This is a genomic window from Sphingomonas hankookensis (assembly GCF_022664465.1).
Lineage (GTDB): Bacteria > Pseudomonadota > Alphaproteobacteria > Sphingomonadales > Sphingomonadaceae > Sphingomonas > Sphingomonas hankookensis.
The window spans coordinates 1,083,537-1,102,845 of the sequence record NZ_JAKREV010000001.1; the positions used below are offsets into that span (position 1 = coordinate 1,083,537).

The 19,309-nt window shown below is 67.2% G+C and carries 18 protein-coding genes; 11 read left to right on the forward strand and 7 right to left on the reverse strand.

The genetic code is table 11. The features are described 5' to 3' along the window. Window positions 1-31: 31 nt before the first annotated feature. Both glyS and MF610_RS05010 read right to left on the reverse strand, forming a co-directional pair. A complete protein-coding gene (gene glyS / locus MF610_RS05005) occupies window positions 32-2,470 on the reverse strand; it encodes a glycine--tRNA ligase subunit beta (RefSeq protein ID WP_242193338.1) in 2,439 nt (812 codons plus the stop codon). Then, entirely contained in the window at window positions 2,467-3,333 is an 867-nt protein-coding gene (locus MF610_RS05010; protein WP_242193610.1) for a glycine--tRNA ligase subunit alpha, read from the reverse strand. The genes glyS and MF610_RS05010 overlap by 4 nt, the downstream gene beginning before the upstream one ends. 124 nt (window positions 3,334-3,457) lie before the next feature. Between MF610_RS05010 and MF610_RS05015 the strand changes: the two genes are divergently transcribed. From MF610_RS05015 to MF610_RS05060, 10 genes are all read left to right on the forward strand, one after another. Then, on the forward strand, window positions 3,458-4,327 hold the full coding sequence (locus MF610_RS05015) for a TraB/GumN family protein (protein WP_242193340.1): 870 nt from the start codon (window positions 3,458-3,460) through the stop codon (window positions 4,325-4,327). A 320-nt stretch (window positions 4,328-4,647) separates the two neighbouring features. Further along, complete coding sequence (locus tag MF610_RS05020) at window positions 4,648-5,331, forward strand: 50S ribosomal protein L25/general stress protein Ctc (RefSeq protein WP_242193342.1); 684 nt, start codon at window positions 4,648-4,650, stop codon at window positions 5,329-5,331. A 340-nt stretch (window positions 5,332-5,671) separates the two neighbouring features. Then, complete coding sequence (gene pth / locus MF610_RS05025) at window positions 5,672-6,238, forward strand: aminoacyl-tRNA hydrolase (protein ID WP_242193345.1); 567 nt, start codon at window positions 5,672-5,674, stop codon at window positions 6,236-6,238. A 212-nt stretch (window positions 6,239-6,450) separates the two neighbouring features. Further along, window positions 6,451-7,311: an AraC family transcriptional regulator gene (locus tag MF610_RS05030; protein WP_242193346.1), complete on the forward strand. Its 861-nt coding sequence runs from the start codon at window positions 6,451-6,453 to the stop codon at window positions 7,309-7,311. 331 nt (window positions 7,312-7,642) lie between these two features. After that, window positions 7,643-8,542 carry a CE1 family esterase gene (locus MF610_RS05035; protein ID WP_242193347.1) on the forward strand — a complete coding sequence of 300 codons (900 nt, stop codon included), beginning with the start codon at window positions 7,643-7,645 and terminating at the stop codon, window positions 8,540-8,542. 357 nt (window positions 8,543-8,899) lie between these two features. Next, the gene (locus tag MF610_RS05040; RefSeq protein ID WP_242193349.1) at window positions 8,900-9,484 is read left to right on the forward strand and encodes a TIGR02466 family protein; all 585 of its coding nucleotides are present in this window, start codon (window positions 8,900-8,902) and stop codon (window positions 9,482-9,484) included. Between the two features lie 4 nt (window positions 9,485-9,488). Further along, entirely contained in the window at window positions 9,489-10,394 is a 906-nt protein-coding gene (locus MF610_RS05045) for a cation diffusion facilitator family transporter (RefSeq protein WP_242193351.1), read from the forward strand. Between the two features lie 69 nt (window positions 10,395-10,463). Then, window positions 10,464-11,564, forward strand: a complete 1,101-nt coding sequence (gene ychF / locus MF610_RS05050) for a redox-regulated ATPase YchF (RefSeq protein ID WP_242193353.1) — start codon at window positions 10,464-10,466, stop codon at window positions 11,562-11,564. Window positions 11,565-11,607: 43 nt separating this feature from the next. After that, a complete protein-coding gene (locus MF610_RS05055; protein WP_242193355.1) occupies window positions 11,608-12,864 on the forward strand; it encodes an alkaline phosphatase family protein in 1,257 nt (418 codons plus the stop codon). Window positions 12,865-12,903: 39 nt separating this feature from the next. Continuing rightward, complete coding sequence (locus tag MF610_RS05060) at window positions 12,904-13,362, forward strand: MaoC family dehydratase (protein WP_242193357.1); 459 nt, start codon at window positions 12,904-12,906, stop codon at window positions 13,360-13,362. 116 nt (window positions 13,363-13,478) lie between these two features. Here MF610_RS05060 and MF610_RS05065 read toward each other — a convergent pair whose 3' ends face one another. The 5 genes from MF610_RS05065 to petA form a co-directional block, all read right to left on the reverse strand. Further along, window positions 13,479-14,225, reverse strand: a complete 747-nt coding sequence (locus MF610_RS05065) for a hypothetical protein (protein ID WP_242193360.1) — start codon at window positions 14,223-14,225, stop codon at window positions 13,479-13,481. An 809-nt stretch (window positions 14,226-15,034) separates the two neighbouring features. After that, complete coding sequence (locus MF610_RS05070; protein ID WP_242193362.1) at window positions 15,035-15,586, reverse strand: adenine phosphoribosyltransferase; 552 nt, start codon at window positions 15,584-15,586, stop codon at window positions 15,035-15,037. Then, on the reverse strand, window positions 15,583-16,449 hold the full coding sequence (locus MF610_RS05075) for a cytochrome c1 (protein WP_242193364.1): 867 nt from the start codon (window positions 16,447-16,449) through the stop codon (window positions 15,583-15,585). The genes MF610_RS05070 and MF610_RS05075 overlap by 4 nt, the downstream gene beginning before the upstream one ends. Before the next feature lie 10 nt (window positions 16,450-16,459). After that, window positions 16,460-17,770 carry a cytochrome b gene (locus MF610_RS05080; RefSeq protein WP_242193366.1) on the reverse strand — a complete coding sequence of 437 codons (1,311 nt, stop codon included), beginning with the start codon at window positions 17,768-17,770 and terminating at the stop codon, window positions 16,460-16,462. Window positions 17,771-17,780: 10 nt separating this feature from the next. Continuing rightward, the gene (gene petA, locus MF610_RS05085) at window positions 17,781-18,365 is read right to left on the reverse strand and encodes a ubiquinol-cytochrome c reductase iron-sulfur subunit (protein WP_242193368.1); all 585 of its coding nucleotides are present in this window, start codon (window positions 18,363-18,365) and stop codon (window positions 17,781-17,783) included. Between the two features lie 251 nt (window positions 18,366-18,616). Here petA and MF610_RS05090 point away from each other — a divergent pair, with 251 nt between their 5' ends. After that, window positions 18,617-19,300, forward strand: coding sequence for a peptidylprolyl isomerase (locus MF610_RS05090; protein WP_242193372.1), 684 nt, complete (start codon window positions 18,617-18,619; stop codon window positions 19,298-19,300). The last annotated feature ends 9 nt before the right edge of the window (window positions 19,301-19,309 follow it).

The following is a 19,309-nucleotide window of genomic DNA, read 5'->3' on the forward strand; positions in this document are numbered from 1 at the left end:
GACGCCCCGTTAAACGGGTTAAACCGGCAGGTCAGCCCTCAATTTTCGAGAAATCGGCGACCCGGTGTACCGCATCGCGCACGCGGGCGAGCAGCGCGAGGCGCGCGGTCCGCTTGTGCGAGTCGGCATCGTTGACCGTCACGTCGGTGAAGAACGCATCGATCGGGGCGCGCAGCGACGCAAGTGCCGCCATGGCCCCCGCGAAATCCTCGGCGTCGATCGCCGCTTCGGCGCGCGGCTCGGCGGCATCGAGCGCGGCGACCAGCGCCGCCTCGGCCAGTTCACGATCATAGTCCCGCGCTTCCCGGTTGGTCCGCGCCAGTTCGGCGACCACGGGCGCGAAGTCCGGGTCCTCGACCATCGCCAGCGGGTCTTCCTCGCCGGTTTCGGGGATATGCTTGCTGGAGCCCGGCGCTTCCTTCTTCAGGATGTTGGCCGCTCGCTTGTACCCGGCGAGCAGGTTCGCGCCGTCCTCGGTCGTGACGAAGGCTTGCAGGGCATGGACGCGGGCGAGCAGGCGGACGAGGTCGTCCTCGCGCGCATTGGCACCATCAATAATGACCGCTGCCCGGATAAAATCCACCCGTGCACCACCGCTTCTTTCGGCGAACTCCAAACGTTCAAGCATGAAATCGCGAACCGACGCAGCGGCTCGAACTGCCTTCTCAAAATTTTCTGGGTTCGGAGTACCGGGCTTTGGAAGCGACGGAGCCAAGGCAGCGAGAGCCTTTAGTGCCGCTATCGGTTCGAATTGCGCAATAGTTTCGCGCAACGTTCCGGCCTGAGCATCTCGTGCCGGCCACCCAGTGCCCAGTCCCTCGAGTGCCGCGATGAAAGAAGACGTCACAATTGAAAGACGGAGATGATTGGTTCGAACCAAACTCACGATGCCAAGTGCCGCACGCCGCAACGCGAATGGATCTTTCGATCCGGTTGGCTGCAAATCAACGCGGAAGAATTGTGTGATCGTATCCAGCTTATCCGCCAGCGCTACCGCAACCGTCACCGGCGCAGTCGGAACGTCATCCCCCTGCCCAACCGGCTTGTAATGATCGCGCACCGCCTCGGCGACCTCAAACGGCTCGCCCTGCGCGGCGGCATAGTAACCGCCCATCAGCCCCTGCAATTCGGGGAACTCGCCGACCATGCCGGTGACCAGATCGGCCTTGGCGAGACGTGCCGCACGCTCGGCCATGTCGGCGAGCGACATATCCTCCCCGGTACGGGGAGGGGGACCATCCGCAGGATGGTGGAGGGGGGTGTCCGCAGGCGGTACCGCTGCTGGCGCCCCCCCTCCACCACCGGCTGCGCCGGCGGTCCCCCTCCCCGTGCCGGGGAGGATCTCCGCACCAACGACGCCACTCTCCACCAACCACCGCGCGAGCTTCGCGACCCGCTCGACCTTGTTGGCGACCGTCCCCAGCTTCTCATGAAACACGATCTTGTCGAGCTTCGGCAACTGGTCCTCCAGCCGCGTCTTCAGATCGGTCTCGTAAAAGAACTTCGCATCCGACAGCCGCGCCGCCAGCACCTTGGCATTGCCTGCGACGATCCGCTCGCCGCCGTCCGCCGCGTCGATATTCGCGGTGCAGACGAACGCGTTGGCCAACTGCCCCGCCCCATCGCGGCACACGAAATATTTCTGGTTCACCCGCGCGGTCAGCTGGATGACTTCCGGCGGCACGGCGAGGAACGCTTCGTCGAACCGCCCGATCAACGGCACCGGCCATTCGGTCAGCCCGGCATTCTCCGCCAACAGCCCCTCGTCCTCGACCAGCCGCAAGCCCGCACCCTGCGCCGCCATCTTGGCACCCACCGCGATGATCGCGGCGCGTTCGTCCTGATCGACGATGACATGGCAGGCCCGCAGCTTCTCGACATAGTCGGCCGCCGACCCGATCGTGATCGGTCCCGCATGGTGGAAACGGTGGCCCAGCGTCACCGCCCCGCTGGTCACGCCCGCGACCTCGCACGGCACCACGTCGCTGCCGAACAGCGCGACGATCCCCTGGAGCGGCCGCACCCAGCGCGGACTTTCCGGGCTGAGCGACGCCGCGCCCCAGCGCATCGACTTCGGCCACGGAAACGCCCGCACGATCGCAGGGATCGCCGTCGCCAGCACCTGCGCCGTTTCGCGCCCCGGCACCTCGGTCACCGCGAACAACACGCCGTCCCGCTCGGTCAGCGCCTCGCGCGTCAGCCCGGTCTTGCGCAGAAACCCTTCCAGCGCTTGCGGCGGCGCCGACGCCCGCGGCCCCTTCACTTCCTCGCGCACCGCCTCGGTCCGCTCGGGCAGGTCGTGCGCGATCAGCACCAGCCTGCGCGGCGTCGCATAGGTCGTGATCCGCGGCGCGGCGATCCCAGCCTTCGCCAGTTCGCCGACGAACAGCTTCGACAAGTCCTCGCGAGCCTTCGCCTGCATCCGCGCCGGAATTTCTTCCGACCGCAGTTCGAGCAGAAAGTCGGTCATGCCACCCACCCCGGATATTTCGCCTGCCACACGGGCGTCTGCGTCTCGATAAACTTGGCGCACGACGCCTTCGCCAGATCGCGCACCCGACCGATATAGGCCTGCCGCTCCGCGACCGAGATTACCCCGCGCGCATTGAGCAGGTTGAAGACATGGCTCGCCTCGATCGCCTGTTCATACGCCGCGATCGGCACATCGTTGGCCAGCGCATTCTCGCACTCGGCCGCTGCCTTCCTGAACAGGTCGAACAGCCCGTCGGTATCGGCGACCTCGAAATTCCATTTCGACATCTGCCGTTCGTTTTCGAGGAACACGTCGCCGTACGTCACGCCGGCATCGTTGAACGCCAGGTCGTACACGCTGTCCTTGTCCTGGATGTACATCGCTAGCCGCTCCAACCCATAGGTCAGCTCGCCCGCGACCGGCTTGCAATCGAAGCCGCCCATCTGCTGGAAATAGGTGAACTGGGTGACTTCCATCCCGTCGCACCACACTTCCCAGCCAAGCCCCCACGCGCCCAGCGTCGGCGATTCCCAATCGTCCTCGACGAAGCGGATATCGTGTTGCGTGAAGTCGATCCCGATCGCCGCCAGCGACCCCAGATACAGTTCCTGCAGATCGGGCGGTGACGGCTTCAGGATCACCTGATACTGGTAATAATGCTGCAACCGGTTGGGGTTCTCGCCATAGCGCCCATCGGTCGGCCGGCGCGAGGGCTGGACGAACGCCGCATTCCACGGCTCCGGCCCCAGCGCGCGCAGCGTGGTCGCCGGGTGGAACGTCCCCGCCCCCATCCGCATGTCATAGGGTTGCAGGATGACGCAGCCCCGATCGCTCCAGTAATCATGGAGCGTCAGGATCATTTTCTGGAAGCTGAGCGGGGCGGCCATGGTTTCGCCTTTGAGTGCAAGAGCCATGGCGCCTAGCGCTTGGGCGGAGCGCGGGTCAAGGTTGCCGCCGGGGTGCCCGCCCCGCTAAGCCGACCGCATGTCGCTTCGCCGCTTCCTGCCCGCGATCCTTGCCCTGCTCGGCTGGCTGTCGCTGGCCAGCCCGGTCGCGGCGCCGGCGGCGCTGGCCCCGGCGCTGTGGGTCGCGCGCGACGGCGACACGGTGATCTGGCTGTTCGGCACGGTGCATCAGCTGCGCGCCGGCACGCCGTGGCTGAGTGGAGCGGTGGCGCGGGCGTTTGCGAGCAGCGACGTGCTGACGCTCGAGATCGCGCCGACCGATCCGGCGGCAATGGCGGCGGCGCTGGTCGCGGTCGCGCCGGTCCGCCCCGCACCGCTGCCGCCCGCGCTCGACCGGCGACTGCGCCAGCGCGCGCGGGCGCTGGGCTTTCCGGCCAACGCCTTCGACGCGACCGACCCGTGGTTCGCGGCGACGACCCTTGGTGCCCAGCCGCTCGCCCGCGCCGGCTATAGCGCGGTGCCGGCGCCCGAGACGCTGCTGGCGACGCTCGCCGATCGCCGCGGCACCGCGATCGAACCGCTCGAAACGCTGGACGGACAATTGCAGACCTTCGCCGCGCTCCCGCAACCGGCGCAGCGCACGATGCTGGCGCGCGTGCTCGACGATCGCGATCCGGTGGCTGCGATGGACCGGGTGGTCGCCGCATGGGGCAAGGGCGATGTCGCCGCGCTCGACCGGTTGCTGGCGAACGACATGGATGAGGCTGGTCCGGCGGTGCGGGCGGCTTTGCTCGAGCGGCGCAATGCGGCGTGGGCGAGGACGATCGCCCGGTGGATGCGCCAGCCGGCTACGCGCTTCGTCGCGGTCGGCGCGGGGCATCTGTCGGGGAAAGGCAGCGTGCAGGCGCGGTTGGCGGCGATGGGGATCGAGGTGTCGCGGGTGCAGTAGCGCCACTCTCCTCACACTCTCCCCCACGCACACCGTTTGGTTCGAGCAGCTTCGAGCTTGTCGAGAAGCGTCCGTCGAGAACTTGGTCGCTTGGGGCACCCCCCTCTCGACTTCGGTTCTCGACAGGCTCGAAGCAAACGGTGTGCGTGTGTGTGGTGGGGGGAGGAAGAAACAAACGGACGGGAACAGAAGGAAGCAACACCCCCAACCTTGCCTTTTCCCCCGAACTAACCTATGCGCCCGCGCTTGTTCGTGCCGGGGTCATCCCTGGAGGCCCGGCCGCGCAAGACTGACAATCCACGTATCTTAAGGAAGACATGATGAGCGACACGCTGCACCTGTCGGCCGAGACGCGCGATCGGGCAGGCAAGGGAGCCTCCCGTGCCCTGCGTCGCGAAGGCCGCGTCCCCGCCGTGATCTATGGCAACAAGCAGGATCCGGAAGGCATCCACCTGAACGCCCGCGAACTCATGAAGCAGCTGATGACCGGCCACTTCATGAACTCGGTCATCATGGTCGATGTCGGCGGCAAGAAGGTCCGCACGCTGGCCAAGGACGTCGCGTTCGACGTCGTTACCGACCAGCCGATCCATGTCGACTTCCTGCGCATCTCGAAGAACGCGACCGTGACCGTCGCGGTGCCGGTGGTGTTCACCAACGAAGACGACGCGCCCGGCATCAAGCGTGCCGGCGGCGTGCTGAACGTCGTTCGCCACGAAATCGAACTGGTCGTCGAAGCGTCGAACATCCCGACCGAGATCACGATCGACCTGACCGGTCGCGAAGTCGGCGATTCAATCCACATTTCGGACGTGACGCTGCCGAACGGCGCCGAGCCGGCCGTGGAAGACCGCGACTTCACCGTCGCGACGATCGTCCCGCCGACGGTCCCGACCGCCGCCGACGAAGCGCTCGACGCCGAAGTTGCCGAAGCACAGTCGGCCGAAGCGGCTGCCGAAGCCGAGGCCGAAGACGCTGAAGCCGAGGACAAGGCCGAGGGCTGATCCGCCCCGCCTTTCCGGCGTTCGAGGGAGCGGGATGGCCGAGGCCGTCCCGCTCCCTTTTCGTTTGGGGGATGCGCGCCATCCGCACCAACGTCATCGCGGCGCAGGCCGGGATTCACGGACACGGCCACGTCGCGGCCCGATCGAGAACACCCGACCCAATGGAGTCCGGCCTGCACCGGAATGACGAAACCTCCCCATCGTCGTCCCCGCGCAGGCGGGGACCCTTAACGCGACGCCCGCGCTTCCATCTGCGACGCCAGCGCATATGGATTCCCGCCTCCGCGGGAATGACGTCTATAGGACCGGCACGCGACCACCTTCACCCAAAGGACACCCGATGCAGCTCTGGACCGGCCTCGGTAACCCCGGCCCGCAATATGCGATGCACCGCCACAATATCGGCTTCATGGCCATCGACGCCATCGCCGAGGTGCACGACTTCGCCGCGCCCAAACGTGGGTTCCAGGGCTGGGTACAGGAAGGGCGGATCGGCACGCAAAAGGTGCTGTTGCTCAAACCCGGCACGTACATGAACGAGAGCGGCCGCTCGGTCGGCGAAGCGATGCGCTTCTACAAGCTCACCCCCGCCGACGTCACCGTGTTCCACGACGAACTCGACCTCGCGCCGTTCAAGCTGAAGGTGAAGGTCGGCGGCGGCCATGCCGGGCATAACGGGCTACGCTCGACCGACGCGCATATCGGCCCCGACTTCCGCCGCATCCGGCTCGGCATCGGCCATCCGGGGCACAAGGACCGCGTGACGCCGTATGTGCTCGGCAATTTCGCCAAGGCCGAGCTGGACGACCTGACCGACCTGCTGGGCGCCGTCGCCGCCGAGGCGCCATGGCTGGCGGCGGGCGACGACGTACGGTTCATGAACGAGGTCGCCCGGCGGATGGGGTGAGCGGCGCTCCCCAAGCGCCACCCGTCACCCCAGCGCAGGCTGGGGTCTCCGCGTAGCCGGGCGATGCGCTATCCAACAGGGATACCCCAGCCTGCGCTGGGGTGACGTTCGCGGCGAGGAAGATAGACGGCGCCCCCCCAAACCCCGCAAGATCGGTCGAGCGCCCCCGCCCCTTCCCCCGCCACAACCCCCGTGCCACACAAGGAACGGACATGACGCCGGCGCAGCGCAACTATCACGACCGGATGCGGCGCGCGCTCGATCATATCGACCGCCATCTGGACGACGATCTCGACCTTGCCACCATCAGCGCGGTCGCGGCCTTCTCGCCCTGGCATTTCCATCGCCAGTTCACCGCGACCTTCGGATTGCCCGTCCACCGCTATGTCCAGCTCGCCCGGCTGAAGCGCGCGTCCTACCGGCTCGCCTTCCGCACCGATCACGTCACCGACATCGCGCTGGATGCCGGCTACGACGCGCCCGATGCTTTCGCGCGCGCCTTTCGCCGGCGCTTCGGCCAGTCGCCGACGTCGTTCCGTTCCGCGCCCGACTGGGCACCGTGGCGCGCGGCGCTCCTGCCGCTCGATCAATCGAGGACGATCATGACCTTCGCACCCGTCACCCTCCGCGACTTCCCCGCCACGCCCATCGCCATCATGGAACATCGCGGCGATCCCGCCACGATCGGCGACACCATCCGCCGCTTCATCGCATGGCGCCGCACGCGCGGCCTGTCGCCCGCTACCAGCGCCACCTTCAACCGCTTCCACAGCGATCCCGCAGACCTCGCCGCCGGCCCGGTCCGCATCGACCTGTGCGTCGCCACCGACCGCACGTTCCCGGCAAGCGACGGCGTGTTCGCCGATACCCTCCCCGGCGGCCGCTGCGCCGTCCTGCGCGTGACCGGTCGCAGCGACGATCTGGAGGACGCCGCGCTCCACCTCTATCGCGACTGGCTGCCCGACAGCGGCGAAGAACTGCGCGACGCCCCGCTCTTCTGCCAGCGCGTCCGCTTCTTCCCCGACGCGGCCGAGGGAGAGGCGATCACCGACCTGTTCCTGCCGATTCGGTAGCATACCCACTGCAAAAACCAGCCGCATAGGCCTTTAGCGTATCCCCGCGCAGGCGGGGATCCAGGGTTATTGGAGCCAGGCCGTGGCTCCATATCGCCCTGGACCCCCGCCCGCGCGTGGGTACGGCAAACAACGACTCACCTCGCAGAAAACCACTTTCCTACTCGCCCCGCCGCCATCAGGATCGCCGAACCGATCGCCTGTCCGCCCTCCGAACCACACCGCCGCCGACCACAAAACCGACACAAGGACGCATTTCGCACGAGTGTGAACTTAGTGAACTTTGGCCCGACCTTGCGCCGCGCCGCCCCCGCCCGATAGGAAGCACCCCATGGCCAAGCCGTTGCAACTGCTCGTCTTCCTGTTCCTGCTATTCGCCGGCACCGCCGTACAGGCCGCACCGCGCTGTACCTTCGCCCCTGGCGGCGATCAGCGGATCGCGATCGGCAACGGCCGCTCGGTCCTGGTCCACACCCCGCGCGGGTTCGATCCCGCCACCGCCGCCCCGCTCGTCATACTGCTCCACGGCAGCGGCGGCACCGGCGCGGCGATGCTACGCGATTCGCACCTCGCCGAGGCATCGGACAAGCACGGCTTCGTCGTCGCGGCACCCGATGCCGGCATCCCGCATGACAAGGGTTTCGTCTGGAACATTCCCGGCGTGCCCACCGTCACCGGTGCCATCCCCGGCTCCGACGCCCCTAACGACGTCGCCTTCATCGGCGCGCTGATCGACCAGCTGGCCAAGGCGGGCTGTGCCGACCCGGCCCGTGTCTACGCCACCGGCCTGTCGGGCGGGGGTCGCATGACGTCGTGGCTCGGCTGCGTCGCGACCGACCGCTTCGCCGCGATCGCACCCGTCGTGGGCTTACGCGCCGGCAACCCGCTCGCCAGCGACCCGGCCCGCCCCGACCCGGCGACCTGCCGCCCGTCGAAGCAGCTGCCGGTGATCGCCTTTGCCGGCGATGCCGACACCACCAACCCCATTCAGGGCGGCGGCGCCAAATACTGGTCCTACACCATGCACGCCGCCGAGCAGCGCTGGGCCGCCCTCAACGGCTGCACCGCCGCCCCCACCACCCGCTGGGTCGCGCCCAAGGTGTACGAGGAACGCTACACCACGTGCCGGAACGGCGCCGACGTGGCCGGGCGGATCACCGTCGGCGGCGGGCATAGCTGGGTGGTCGACAACGACGCGCTCTGGGCGTTCCTGTCGGCGCATCGCCGCTAAGGCCAGTCGGGGAACCCTGCGTCCCGGCGTCCCTTGCGTCGATACCACCAGAGGCTGAACCGATGCAGCAGGACGATTGCGATAAGCAGGGTCAGGAACAACGGCAGCATCGCCCATCGCCCGTCCCATTCGAACCACAGCCCCAACAGGAAGGGCAGAACCGGTAGTAGCAGCCGCATCTCGAACCGGAACCGATGCAGATCCGTATCCGAGCGCAACGCCGGATCGGCCTTTCGTGGGGACCTGTCGGGCTTGCTCGATCAGGCGGTCGGACCACGTCATGATGACAGAATGGCGGGGATCGGGACCGATCGCCAGCCCCTTCCCAAATCGCCCCGGATCGGCCAAGCCGCGCGGATGACCGTCCGCACCCTCTTCCCGACCCAGCTCTATGAAGCGAACCTCGCCGACGACGCGCTGGTCGCCGATCTCGACGCATCGGTCCGCGCGCTGGCCGAGGACGACATGGCCGGGCGCCGCTGGTCGAAGGACAAGGGCTATCGCGGCTATACATCCTATGCCTCGCTCAACGACCTGCCGTTGCGCGACCCGGCCTTTGCCGACCTGAAACGCGTGCTCGACCGCCATGTCGCCAAGTTCGCCGCGGCGTGCGCGATGGAATTGGGGGGGCGCAAGCTCAAGCTCGACAGCCTGTGGGTGAACCTGCTGAAACCCGGCGGCGGGCATTCGGGCCATCTTCATCCGCACAGCGTCGTGTCGGGCACCGTCTATGTCGCGGTCCCCGAGGGCGCGGGCGGCATCCGCTTCGAAGACCCGCGGCTGCCGATGCTGATGGCCGCCCCCACCCGCCCCGGCACCTTCGAGACGGTAGCGCCGGGGCCCGGCACGCTGCTGCTGTGGGAAAGCTGGCTGCGCCACGAAGTCATGCCGCATGCCGGAAAGGGCGAGCGGATCAGCGTCAGCTTCAACTACCGCTGGTAATGCCGTGCAGCCCGTCGCCCGCGAACGCCGTGTCCTGACGCTCTCGCTGGCGGCGACGTTGCTGTCGGCCGGTGGAAGTATCGTGGCCGGGCTGTGGATCGGATCGAAATCGATCCTGTTCGACGGCATGTACGAGGTGGTCGACGCCGGGATGACCGCGCTCGCCATCGTCACCGCCGGGCTGATCGCGCGGGGCGAGGACCGGCGGTTCCAATATGGCTATTGGCACCTCGAACCGATGCTCGCCTTCGTCAACGGCATCGCGCTGGCGCTCGCCTGCGGCTATGCGCTGCTCGACGGTGCCAACGGCCTGCTGAACGGCGGGCGCGACGTCAGCTTCGGCTCCGGCGCGGTCGTGGCGCTGGTCAGCGGGCTGTGGAGCCTCGCAATGTGGGCGATCCTGCGCCGGGTTGCCCGCGACCTCGATTCGCAACTGGTCGCGGTCGATGCGCGCGGCTGGGCGACCGGGGCGGTGCTGTCGGGCGCGCTTGCCGCCGGTTTCGGGGTCGCGGGGGTGCTTCACCGCGCCGGTCATGGCGACTGGGCGCGAATCGTCGATCCCGCCGCGCTGGTGCTGGTGGCGCTGGCGCTGATCCCCTTTCCGATCGCCACCATCCGCCGGTCGGGACGCGAGCTGCTGCAGATCGCGCCTGCCGACCTCGACGCCCGCGTCCGCGACGCGACGCGGGCGGTCGCAGCGGCGCATGGCTTCATCGACTGCCGGTCGCATGTCGCGCGGATTGGGCGGCAGCAATTCGTCGACGTGGCGCTGGTCGCCGCCCCCGATGCGCTACCGGTCGCCTATGAACGGCTCGACGCGATCCGCCACGACCTTGCCGTCGCGATCGGCGGAGATGGCCCCGGCACCTGGCTCAGCGTCGACTTCACCGCCGATCCGCGCTGGATCTAAGAGGTTTTTGCAATGCCCGGCGCCAGCGGCTAAGGCGCAGGCTTTCCATCGTCACCGGGATAGCATCACGTGGGTTTTCGCTGCGGTATCGTCGGCCTGCCGAATGTCGGCAAGTCCACCCTGTTCAACGCCCTGACGCAGACGCAGGCGGCACAGGCGGCCAACTACCCCTTCTGCACGATCGAGCCGAACGTCGGTAACGTCGCCGTCCCCGATCCCCGGCTCGACGCGCTGTCGGACATCGCGGGCTCTGCCAAGAAGATCGAGACGCAGCTGGCGTTCGTCGACATCGCCGGGCTCGTCCGCGGCGCGTCGAAGGGCGAAGGGCTCGGCAACCAGTTCCTCGGCAACATTCGCGAAGTCGACGCGATCGTCCACGTCCTGCGCTGTTTCGAGAATGACGATATTCAACATGTCGACGACCGGGTCGATCCGATCGCCGACGCCGATACCGTCGAGACCGAGCTGATGCTGTCCGACCTCGAAAGCCTTGAAAAGCGCGTGCCCAACCTGACCAAGAAGGGGCAGCAGGGCGACAAGGAGGCGAAGGTCGCCGCGACCGTGCTCGGCCGCGCACTCGACCTGCTGCGCGAAGGCAAGCCCGCCCGCCTGACCGAGATCAAGGACGAGGAAGAGGAACGCCTGTTCGCGCAGGCGCAGCTGCTGACCGCCAAGCCGGTCCTCTACGTCTGCAACGTCAACGAGGAAGACGCCGCCGAGGGCAACGACCTGTCGGCCAAGGTCTTCGCCAAGGCGAAGGCAGAGGGTGCCGAGGCCGTCGTGGTCTCCGCCGCGATCGAGGCCGAGATCGCGACGATGGAGCCTGCCGACCGCGCCGAGTTCCTGTCCGACCTCGGCCTCGCCGAAACCGGCCTCGCCCGCGTCATCCGCGCCGGCTATTCGCTGCTGCACCTGCTGACCTTCTTTACCGTCGGCCCCAAGGAAGCCCGCGCCTGGACCGTGTCGGTCGGGGCGAAGGCACCGCAGGCCGCCGGTGAAATCCACAGCGATTTCGAACGCGGCTTCATCCGCGCCGAGACGATCGCCTATGACGACTATGTCGCCTGCAAGGGCGAAAGCGGCGCACGCGATGCGGGCAAGCTGCGTGCCGAGGGCAAGGAATATGTCGTGCAGGACGGCGACGTGATGCTGTTCCGCTTCAACGTCTGATCATTCACGACCTCGTCATCGTAGAGCGTTAGCAGGTCCGGTCATGCGTATCCCGACCCTCCTCACCGCGATCACCCTGCTGTGCGGCTGCACCACGCTGCCCATGCCAAAGACCGCCCCACCGGCGGTGGTCGAGGCGCGGGCGCCGGTCACGATCCTAATCGGCGTCGACGGCGCCCGGCCCGACTATCTGACGCCCGCTGCCGCCCCCAACCTGTCGCGACTGGCGGCGGCCGGCGTTTCGGCATCGATGCAGCCGTCGTTCCCTACCAAGACCTTTCCCAATTTCTGGACGATGGCCACCGGCGTCCGTCCTGACCAAAGCGGCATCGTCGGCAACAAGATGGAAGACGCGCGGCGCCCCGACGAGCATTTCACCATGGAGACGGTCGACCCGTTCTGGTGGAACGCCGCCAAGCCGATCTGGATCGCCGCCGAACAGGCCGGAATCCGCAGCGCGACGATGTTCTGGCCGGGCAGCGAGGTCGCGTGGGGCGGCAGCGGCAAGCCCGATCACGGCGTCTATGCCGGCGGCGCGCATGCGTCGGACTGGCAGGCGTTCAGTGCGGCGATCAACGCCGGGCAGCGCGTCGATGCCGTCGTCGACTGGCTCCGTCGCCCGGCCGCCACCCGGCCGCGTTTCGTCACGCTCTATTTCGACGATGTCGATATCGCCGGGCACGACCATGGCCCCGGCACGCCGGAAACCCTGACGGCGATGCGCAGGGTCGACGAACAGATTGGCCGGCTGCAACGCGAACTGGCCGCATTGGGCCAACCGGCCAACCTGATCGTCGTCGCCGATCATGGCATGGCGGCGATCGCCAACGACCGGGTGATCGCGTTCGACCGGGTGGCGCCCGCCGACAGCTATCGCCTGATCGAAACCGGTCCCTATGCCGCGATCGAACCGATGCCGGGCAAGCAGGCCGGACTGGCAACCGCGCTCGCCCGCCCGCATCCGCATATGCAATGCTGGCCCAAGGCGGCGATCCCGGCACGGCTACGCTACGGCACCAACCCGCGGGTCGCCTCGTTCCTCTGTCTGGCGGAAATCGGATGGACGATCGCGCCGACCACCCCGACACGCCCGGTCACCGGTGGCGCGCATGGCTATGACGATGCCGCGCCGGAAATGCAGGCGCTGTTCGTCGCCGGCGGCCCGGCCTTTCGTTCGGGCGTGACGCTGCCTGCGTTCCGCAATACCGCGATCCACCCGCTGCTGCGCCGCATCCTCGGGCTCACCCCCGACCGGGCGCTCGACGGCGATTCGGGGATCGGTGCGACGGCACTGCGATAGGGCTTGCGGAGCGACCCGTTTCGGGTTGAAACTGACAGCATGCGCTATTTCGAAGACATCGCCGTCGGCGATACCGCCCGCTTCGGTTCCTACCCCGTCGATCGCGACGCGGTGATCGATTTCGCCCGGCAATATGATCCACAGCCGTTCCACCTGTCGGATGAGGCGGCGGCGCAGACCCATTTCGGGCGCCTCGCCGCCAGTGGCTGGCACAGCTGCGCGATGACCATGGCGATGCTGGTCGAACATTGGAACGCCGATCCGGTCGCCAGTCTGGGCGCCGCCGGAATCGACGAGTTGCGCTGGAAACGCCCGGTCTATCCCGGCGATACGTTGTCGTGCGAAACCGAAGTGCTGTCGGCCAAACCGTCGAACAGCCGTCCGGAAATGGGCAGCGTCGCCAGCAAGGTGACCGTCCGCAATCAGGACGATCAGGTCGTGGTGACCTTCATCTCGCTCGCGCTGATCGCCACTAGGGCAGGCGCGACGAAGGGCTAGCTTCGATCCAAGTTCGCCGAAGCCGAAGGGATTTCAACAGAACACGACGCGTTTCGGGCGGTCGTGCCCTGCGGAAGCGGGGGTACGCGCTGGCAGTCGATCCGCCCTGATCCCGATCAGTTCGGACGGCGGCCACCCCGTCCGCCGCCGCCACGCGGTCCACGCCCCTCGCCACCTCGAAATGCACCCGGGTTTCCACCGATCCGCTCGGGCCGGTTGAAGCCGCGGCTGGCACCGGCATCCGGGCGACCGGGAACCGCCGACTGGCTGCTGCCACGCGGCACGTTCTGGAACCCGCGACGCCCGTCAAAGCCGGGCCGCGCTTGCCCCGGCACCGCATCGGGCCGGTTGCCACGCCATTCGCCGCGCGGACGGTCGCCGATATTCGGGCGTCCATCGCCGACCCCCGCGCCCGGCCGATCGCGCCACCCGCCGGGGCGCCCCGGATAAGGCGACTGGCTGCTGCCGCGCGGGACATTCTGGAAGCCCGGACGATTGTCGAACCCTGGGCGACGATCCCCACGCCAGCCCGGCCGGTTCCAATTGTCCCAGCGGGGCCGCCCGCCACCCCAATCCCCGCGCCACTGGCTGCGACGCTGCTGCCAATAGAAGCGCTGGCGATCGTTCCAGCGGAATGGCCGACGATAGCGGTCGTAGACATAATAGCCGGTGCCCGGATAATAATAGTCGCCGAACCAGCCCCAGTACGGATCGCCGAAACCGCCGCCAAAGCCGTCATAATATCCGCCACCGAGACCGCCGCCATAATAGCCGGGCGAGGCATAGCCCACGCCGACCCCACCATAGCCGTAATCGCCATAGGCACAGGCTGAAGCCCCCGCCCCCATGGCCAAGGTCAACATGATCGCGCGAAGCCGATGAAACATGGCGTTTGCTCCCGCTGGCGACGGGCTGCGGGCTCGGCGCCGAATTGGATGATGGACAAGCAACGGTCGGTCGCGACCGCTGGTTCCTGCACAGGCTGCAACGGGTACGCGCCCGTGCCTGAACGGGGGCTGTCCGGATCGCGCAGGTGGTTGATCGTGCGCGGCTTTCGGTGGGGAAAGGATGCCGCCCTGCCTTCTGGCGTTTAATCCATCTGACCGAATCGTCCCCCCAGCGAAGGCTGGAGTCTCGAGCGGCTCTTGCCCCGTGCTATCACCGGAAGATCCCGGCCTTCGCTGGGATGACGTCCAGTTCAAAATAGACGAAGTGGACCTCCAGGATAGTCGCCGACCACGTTGAGCGCTCGTTGCCGCCCGAAACGCCCTTACGTCACCCCGGACTTGATCCGGGGTCTCGCTTTCTACTGTGGCCGGTGCAAGAATCGGGACCCCGGATCTAGTCCGGGGTAACGATGGGCAGGCATCGACGATGTCGAGCGAGCGGCGACTTCCGGACCGAAACGCTGTGACTTGAGTCAACCCGAGCGGTCCGGCACCGAGCCTACGAGCGAAGCACCGCTGTGTCCTGAGGTGCCATAGGAGGCGCTACAAACCACGGCGCATACCAGCCCCGCGTCGACACCGGCCCATACACCTCGGTGGAGGTCCGCGCCGACGTAAGTCCACCCGACAGGGTCCGAGCCAAGGCCCGATCGACCGCTCTAACCGGTTGAAATACCGGCGCCGCGCCATCGGCTCCGACGCGCCTTACCCCGCGGCCGCCCGCCTCAATGCCCCGGAAACGCGACCAACGCCGACACCGCGATCCCGTCGGCCCTGAGCGCCGCCGCGCCGCCCAGATCGGGCAGATCGATCGCGAACGCCGCCTGCTCGACCGTGGCCCCCGCCTTGCGGAGCAACCGCACCGCGGCCCGCGCGGTGCCGCCGGTGGCGATCAGGTCGTCGACCAGCAGCACCCGTGCACCGGGCGCACAGGCATCGGCGTGGATCGCGATCCGATCGGTGCCATATTCCAGTGCGTAGTCTTCGGCGATGGTCGCGCCGGGCAACTTGCCGTCCTTTCGGATCAGCAGCACGCCGGCCCCCAGCGCCAGCGCGACGGCCGGCGCGAACACGAACCCGCGTGCCTCGATCCCCGCGACCAGATCGATCGGTCCCATGACCGCCGCGACCATGCCCTCGACCGACAGGCGCAAACCTTCGGGATCGAGGATCAGTGTGGTGATGTCGCGAAACTGGATGCCGGGCTTGGGAAAGTCCGGAATGGTACGGATACGTCGGGCAAGCTCTGCCGGCCCGACGCCATCCGTATCGCTCAATGCTTCATGCCCCGCCAGATATTGCGATAGGCACCGAACGCGAGACCGGTGAAGATCAGCAGGAAGATCACCGTCGCCAGACCCCAGGTGTGGCGCGTTTCCAGCTTCGGCTCGGCAGTCCAGGTCAGGAACGCCGACACGTCCTTCGCCATCTGGTCGACCGTCGCGCGCGTGCCGTCCTGATACTGGACCTGATCGGTCCCGGTCAGCGGCGGCGCCATAGCGAGGTTCAGCGTGGCGAAATAGCGGTTGAAGTGCAGGCCCGCAGGCGTCTTCGCATCGGGGAACTTCTTGAGCAGTTCCGCCGGCTGCGGGCCATAGCCGGTCAGCAGCGAATACACATAGTCGGGGCCGTCGTCGCGCGCCTTGGTCATCAGCGACAGGTCGGGCGGCACCGCATTGTTGTTGGCGGCACGCGCGGCGACGTCGTTGGCGAACACCAGCGGGAAACGATCGGACGGCAGGTTCTTGCGCGTCGCCGCCTCGCCCGTTTCCGGGTTGACGCTGGGCTGTTCGATCGCCCAGTCGGCGGCGATCGTCTTAACCTGGCCCTCGTCATAGCCCAGCGCCTCAAGGTCGCGGAACGACATCAGCCGGATCGAATGGCAGGCCGAACAGACTTCCTTGTAGACCTGGAACCCGCGCTGCAGCTGCTGCTTGTCGAACGTGCCGAACATGCCGGCCGACTGCAGCCCCGCGTCGCGCGGCTTGAGGTGGAACTCATGCTCCGCCGAATGGAGCGGCGTGTCGTTGATCATGCCGCTGACGGTCGAGAAGATGCCGAGCAGCAGCGCGAACAGGAAGCCTGCGCCGACGACGAGGTTCAGGTTGCGGGCGAGAAAGCGGGAAGCGAAGGAGAGCATCGTTGTTCCCTTACTCGGCCGCGGCCGGCGAGGCATGGCCATGGGCGGCAGTCTGCGCAGGCGAGGTGCCGCCTTCGCCCTTCAGCACTGCTTCGGTGATCGAGTTGGGCAGCGGGCGCGGACGCTCCATCGCCGACACGATCGGCAGCACGACCAGGAAGTGCGCGAAATAATATCCCGCCGCGATCTGGCTGGCGAGCACCGTACCCGGCGACGCTTCCGCCCCGCCGAGATAGCCCAGCACCAGCACGTCGAGCAGCAGCACGATCAGGAAGATGCGGTAGGTCGGGCGGTAGTTCGCCGACTTGACCGGCGACTTGTCCAGCCACGGCAGGAAGAACAGCAGCAGGATCGAGCCGAACATCGCCAGCACGCCCCACAGCTTCGCCGGGAAGATGAAGTCGACGGTGAACGCCTTCAGGATCGCGTAGAACGGCAGGAAATACCATTCGGGCACGATGTGCGCGGGCGTCGAGAGCGGGTTGGCCGGGATGTAGTTGTCCGGATGGCCCAACAGGTTCGGCGCGAAGAAGATGAGCGACGCGAACACGATCAGGAACACGCCGAGGCCGAAGCCGTCCTTCGCGGTGTAATAGGGGTGGAAGGGCACGGTATCCTGCGGCCCCTTCACCTCTACGCCGGTCGGGTTGTTCGAGCCGGGGATATGCAACGCCCAGATGTGCAGGATGATGACGCCCGCGATCACGAACGGCAGCAGATAATGGAGCGAGAAGAAGCGGTTGAGCGCGGCGTTGTCCGGCGCGTAACCACCCAGCAACCACACGCGGATCGTCTCGCCCACCCCCGGCAACGCCGAGAAGAAGCCGGTAATGACCTGCGCGCCCCAGAAGCTCATCTGCCCCCAGGGGAGGACATAGCCCATGAACGCGGTGGCCATCATCAGCAGGAAGATGACGACGCCGAGCAGCCACACCATTTCGCGCGGCGCCTTGTACGACCCGTAATAAATGCCGCGCGCGATATGGGTGTAGACGACGATGAAGAACATCGACGCGCCGTTGGCGTGGGCATAGCGGATGAACCAGCCCGACGGCACGTCGCGCATGATGCGCTCGACCGAATCGAACGCCACCGCGCCGTTGGCGGCATAATGCATCGCCAGCACGATGCCGGTGATGATCTGCACCGCGAGCGCGGCCCCGGCGAGCACGCCGAAGTTCCAGAAATAGTTGAGGTTGCGCGGCACCGGATAACCGGCGCCGACCGCGTTGTAGACCAACCGGGGAAGCGGCAGCTTCTCGTCCAGCCAGCGCATCAGCGGCTGTTTCGGTTCGTAATGCTTGGCCCAGGGGAAGCTCATGACTGTCTCCTCAGCCGACCGTCACGACGGTGTCGGACGTGAATGCATATTCGGGAACGTGCAGATTCTGCGGCGCAGGACCCGAACGAATACGCCCGGCGGTGTCGTAGGCCGACCCGTGGCACGGGCAGAAATAGCCGCCGAACGGCCCCTTGTTCTCGCCCTCGCCCGCGCCCAGCGGCACGCAGCCGAGATGGGTGCAGACGCCCAGCGTGATCAGCCAGTTGGTCTTGCCGGTCTTGGTGCGCTCTTCCAGCGTCTGCGGATCGCGCAGATCGGCGAGCGACACCGCGTCCGCCTCGGCGATTTCCTTCGGCGTCAGGTTGCGCACGAACAGCGGCTGTTTGCGGAACGTCGCCTTGATCGCCTGTCCCGGCTCGATCGCCGACAGGTCAATTTCGGTCGTCGACAGCGCCAGCGTATCGGCCGCCGGCGACATCTGGTTGATGAGCGGCAGCGCGATCACGCCCGCGCCGACGCCGGCGAACGCCACCGCGCCGATCGACAGATAGTCGCGCCTGCGGGGATTGTCCGGCCCGGCGTCCAGCGCAGATGCGCCGCCTGCGGGTACGTGCTGATCGTCGTCAGTCGCCATTCAACAGCCCTTGTCGTCGGACGCATATGCGTCCTGCCCCTCTCCGGTCGCCTTCGGTTGAGGCGACGCCGGACCGATCGGTTTTTCGTCCAGTCACACGGGTGATAGCCGGGCGTTCGACCGTTTGCCAATCCCTTTTGCCGTATCATGGCGTTCGGCGGCCATGACATGTTCAGATTGGCGCAAGCCGCGACATGGTCTATGCGCCCCCGTCTGCACCTTCGTGTTCCCTCGCGCATCCCGGGAAGTTCATGCGTCGTCTCGCTATCCTGCTCGCTCTCATCGCCTCGTTCTTCGCGCTTCCTGCCCTGGCGCAGGTCATCGACGTGCCCGGACGCGAGCCGCCGCCGTCGACCACCGATACGCGCAACTTGTGGATTCTCGACCTGTCGACCGGCGGGCGGGTAACGATCTGGCTGCGTCCCGACGTCGCGCCCAAGATGGTGTCGCGGATCAAGACGCTGACCCGCGACAAATTCTACGACGGCCTCGCCTTTCACCGCGTGATCGACGGGTTCATGGCGCAGGGCGGCGATCCCGATGGCGACGGCACCGGCGGATCGAAGCTGCCGAACGTCGACAAGGAGTTCAACTACCTGCCGCACGTCCGCGGCGCGGTGGCCGCGGCACGCGCGCAGGACGAAAACAGTGCGAACAGCCAGTTCTACATCATGCTCGCCCCGCGCCTCGCGCTCGACAAGAAGTACACGGTGTTCGGGCGGGTGATCAGCGGCATGCAATATGTCGACACGATCGAACGCGGCGAGCCGCCGGCGAACCCGTCGCGCATCGTCCACGCCTATATCGCCAGCGACAATCCCCCGCCCTACCAGGCCGCGGCACCGGTCGCGTTGCCCGAAACGGTCGCGCCGCTGCCCGCCACCACGCCGCGTACGTCCGCGCCGCGCGCCGCCCAGCCCGCCCGCCCGCGCTAAGGCACAACG